General features: G+C 35.9%; 6 protein-coding genes. 5 read left to right on the top strand and 1 reads right to left on the bottom strand.

Annotated elements, in window-relative coordinates; genetic code table 11:
• Positions 1–271: 271 nt before the first annotated feature.
• Both eutP and ACYQ21_RS14925 read left to right on the top strand, forming a co-directional pair.
• A complete protein-coding gene (gene eutP, locus ACYQ21_RS14930) occupies positions 272–706 on the top strand; it encodes a EutP/PduV family microcompartment system protein (protein WP_460059418.1) in 435 nt (144 codons plus the stop codon).
• A 63-nt stretch (positions 707–769) separates the two neighbouring features.
• A complete protein-coding gene (locus ACYQ21_RS14925) occupies positions 770–1,378 on the top strand; it encodes a cob(I)yrinic acid a,c-diamide adenosyltransferase (protein WP_460059417.1) in 609 nt (202 codons plus the stop codon).
• Between the two features lie 17 nt (positions 1,379–1,395).
• On the opposite strand, the gene ACYQ21_RS14920 is transcribed toward ACYQ21_RS14925, so the two are convergent.
• On the bottom strand, positions 1,396–1,791 hold the full coding sequence (locus ACYQ21_RS14920) for an Lrp/AsnC family transcriptional regulator (RefSeq protein WP_460059415.1): 396 nt from the start codon (positions 1,789–1,791) through the stop codon (positions 1,396–1,398).
• Between the two features lie 107 nt (positions 1,792–1,898).
• Between ACYQ21_RS14920 and ACYQ21_RS14915 the strand changes: the two genes are divergently transcribed.
• The 3 genes from ACYQ21_RS14915 to ACYQ21_RS14905 all read left to right on the top strand — a co-directional run bounded on the left by ACYQ21_RS14915 (position 1,899) and on the right by ACYQ21_RS14905 (position 3,400).
• Positions 1,899–2,378, top strand: a complete 480-nt coding sequence (locus tag ACYQ21_RS14915) for a cysteine hydrolase family protein (RefSeq protein ID WP_460059414.1) — start codon at positions 1,899–1,901, stop codon at positions 2,376–2,378.
• A 216-nt stretch (positions 2,379–2,594) separates the two neighbouring features.
• Positions 2,595–3,068 (top strand): hypothetical protein, encoded by a 474-nt coding sequence (locus ACYQ21_RS14910; protein WP_460059412.1) that lies wholly within the window; start codon positions 2,595–2,597, stop codon positions 3,066–3,068.
• Positions 3,069–3,130: 62 nt separating this feature from the next.
• Positions 3,131–3,400: a DUF4649 family protein gene (locus tag ACYQ21_RS14905; protein WP_460059411.1), complete on the top strand. Its 270-nt coding sequence runs from the start codon at positions 3,131–3,133 to the stop codon at positions 3,398–3,400.
• Positions 3,401–3,448: the final 48 nt, after the last annotated feature.

The following is a 3,448-nucleotide window of genomic DNA, read 5'->3' as shown; positions in this document are numbered from 1 at the left end:
ACGTTTTTCGTTATCAATGACTTTTCCAGATTATTTGGCACAGTTGTTTTCAATGTGAGAGCTGTTATTTTTAAAAACACGCTTCCTATTTTGAGATTGGGAGAGAGAGAGTCATGCGTTTGTCGTGCCGAAATTTACTATGAAAATACTTGAAAAAATCTAAAAGATAGTATATAATAAATTGGAAACGCATACAAGGTGGTATGTAAGACAGCAAAGGTGCTGAAAAAAGATTATCTTTTTTTGGTGCCTTTTTGTTATGGAGAAAATGATGAAAAAAATTATTCTAATGGGTGCTGTGGGTTGTGGTAAGACAAGTTTGATTCAAGCACTTCGTGGTCAAGCATTGACTTATGATAAAACCCAAACACTAGAGTTTATTGATGACATGATCGACACACCAGGAGAGTACATGCTACACCGAAAATTTATTCAGTCGTTAACTGTTACCGCAGCAGAAGCTGATGTTGTTGGATTGGTGCAAAGTGTTACTGAGCAGGAGCAAATCTTTTCGCAAGGGTTTGGTGCGATGTATCCTAAAAACGTGATTGGCATTGTGACGAAAATGGATTTAGTAAAGGGTGAAGAAGCGATCTCTTTTGTAGAAACGCAACTGAAGGAAGCAGGGAGTGAAGATATTTTTAGAGTTTCCGCTAAAAATAAAATTGGTTTGTTAGCACTACAAAATTATTTATCGGAAAGTTAGAATAAGTGATGAAGGGGGAAAAACAAGCAGCGCATCTTCAAGTAGTCGTAGAGAGGAATAAGCATGAAGATTTATACTAGAACAGGTGATAAAGGGATGACACGACTGATTGGCGGTCAAATGGTCAGTAAAGCAAGCGATCGTGTCGAAAGTTATGGGTCTGTTGATGAGTTAAACTCTTGGGTAGGTAGAATAACGTGTCAAACAAAAGTATCTCACCCTAGTATTTCTCAGGAGTTGAAGACGATACAAAATTATCTTTTTGATTGTAGTACAGACTTGGCGACACCTGCGGATAAAGGCTATGACTGGCGTGTCAAAAAATCTTGGGTAACATTTTTGGAAGAGAGAATAGATGTGTATACTGCCAACTGTTCACCGATTGAAAAATTTATTTTACCAACAGGCAGTCTTTTGACAAGTGATTGTCATGTTGCCCGAACATTTACTAGAAATACTGAACGAAAAGTTGTTGCATTGATGTGGACATCAAAAATCAATGAAGACGTTTTGATATTTTTAAATCGTCTCTCGGATTATTTCTTTGCATTGGCAAGAGAAATGAACAGGCTAGAAGCAATAGAAGATGACTACTATATCAGAAGTGATAAGGTATTTCGAGAGGAGGAAGAGGCTGGGAAAAGGACTTCGAAAGAATCATTAACTAAATGATATTTTTACGAAGGCAATCATTTTTTCCTATCAGCGATGACATTCTCGACACTATAACGTCCCCATTTTGAGATAACAGAGATAAAATGTGTCAATCTTTCCGAATCAAAGTGTGACACTATCATATAACAGGCTTGACCCGACACCTTATAAAAAGCAATGATTTCAGGGAAGTCATTGACTGATTTTTCAAATGCATCATATTGGTTATTATCCATGAAAATGCGGATAAATTGTTGGTGAGCATATTTGATTGAAATGGTGTAATTTTCTATGATACCTGTTTCTAACATTTTATTAATTCGCATACCAACAGCTTGTCCAGTCATATGCACACGCTGTCCGATTTCTTTATGACTTAAACGTGAATTTTCTTGTAGGTATGCTAGTATTTTATCATCAATTTTGTCCATTTTATCTTCTTTCATTATGAAAGTAAAAAGCCTTGAAGGCTTTCGTAGCGCCATTTACATTGGTCTCTGAAACAATTATACTTTATTTTATAGAAAAGAGGTAGTTGATGAAACAAGGACTTTTAGTGATTGATGTACAAAATGATTATTTTGCGGGCGGAAAAATGGTGTTAGTTGATGCGGATAAGGCGTTGACAAATGTGAATAAATTGGAGGAAAAATTTACTGCCAAAAATTTGCCAATTATCTATATTCAACATATAAAAAATAGTAAGGATGCGGATTTTTTTGGTAAAGGAACGATTGGTGCAGCACTACATTCAGGTTTGAAAATAAATGACAGCTCAATCATTATTCAGAAAAAGTTTCCTAATAGTTTTTTGTTAACAAATTTGAAACGCACATTACGCGCGCTTAAAGTTGACCAGTTAGTAATTTGTGGGATGATGACGCATATGTGTATTCGCGCAACAACACCTATTGCAGGAAAACTCGGCTATGCGCCTATTCTTATCCATGATGCAACAGCAATAAAAGATTTAGAAGTGGGCGGTAAAATCAAAACTGCCAGTCAGGGTGCAATCTGAAATAATAGCAGAACTTTCAAAGATTGCCTATGTGAGTACAACAAATGATTTTATCGTCTCATGATTTTTGACTTACGAAGAAAACATATTTATGATATACTGAATATAATTTACTGCGTATAATGGATCAGCGTAAAGGTTGCTACCCGATTTTAGTCGGGTGCCCTTTGCGCTGTTTTTGCAGTAAATAATAAAAAAGAAGAGGTTAATTACCCAATGGACTTTTATATGAAGTTACCCCGAAACAGCAAAGAATTTGTTTTATTTCTTGCGATAGTCGCCATTATTTCGGTTAATATCATTGCGCCAGTTATTTCAGGATTCGAGGTCGGATTTAGTTTAGAGACATGGGGGCATACCCTTGCGTCAATGCCATTTTTGTTAGTGGCAATCGTAGCTTTTGCTTTGCTGACGCACATGCCTGCAGAAAAGATAGCAGCTAAAATAACAGAAGAGACGGATAGCTTTAATGCCAAAATAACGATAACGATTTTGATTAATGTCGCGATGATGTCAGTGTTAATGACTATCGTAGGAGCGATGATTGCAACGAAAACAATTAGTTTAGCACCTTTCCAACATTTCTTTTATAAATGGCCAAGAAACTTCACAATTGCGTTGCTTACAGAAATGTTGATTGCTCAACCAGTTGCACGTTATGCCCTGTATCGACTTCATTTAAAAAAGTAATAAACACTTGAGAAATGCCATTTCTTAGAAATAGTTGTATAATAAAAGAGGAGGAGAGTCAAATGAAAATTACTTATCACAATGCAGGCAATGCGCCAGAAACTAAAACTTTTAAAGATATTGCTGAGTTTTTAATGTTGCAAAATCGTGAAATTCCAGCGATCCAAGATCATTATGAAGTAGATGCGCTCTATGTTGGTGATGAAAAAGTTGATTTTACAGGGACAATCGGCGATTTATTTGATACATACAACCACGGTCGTTTCATAAACTTTTTATTACGTCAGTCAATATCTTCTCATTCACCAAGCATTTCAATAGATTCTGCTTGACACTAACCCTTTTATTTACTTGTTTCAAATAAGTACGATGAGCCAAAA

The organism is Pseudolactococcus yaeyamensis (assembly GCF_054658615.1).
The sequence above is the reverse complement of the archived record's forward strand: the minus strand, read 5'-3'. Positions and strand labels throughout refer to the sequence as shown.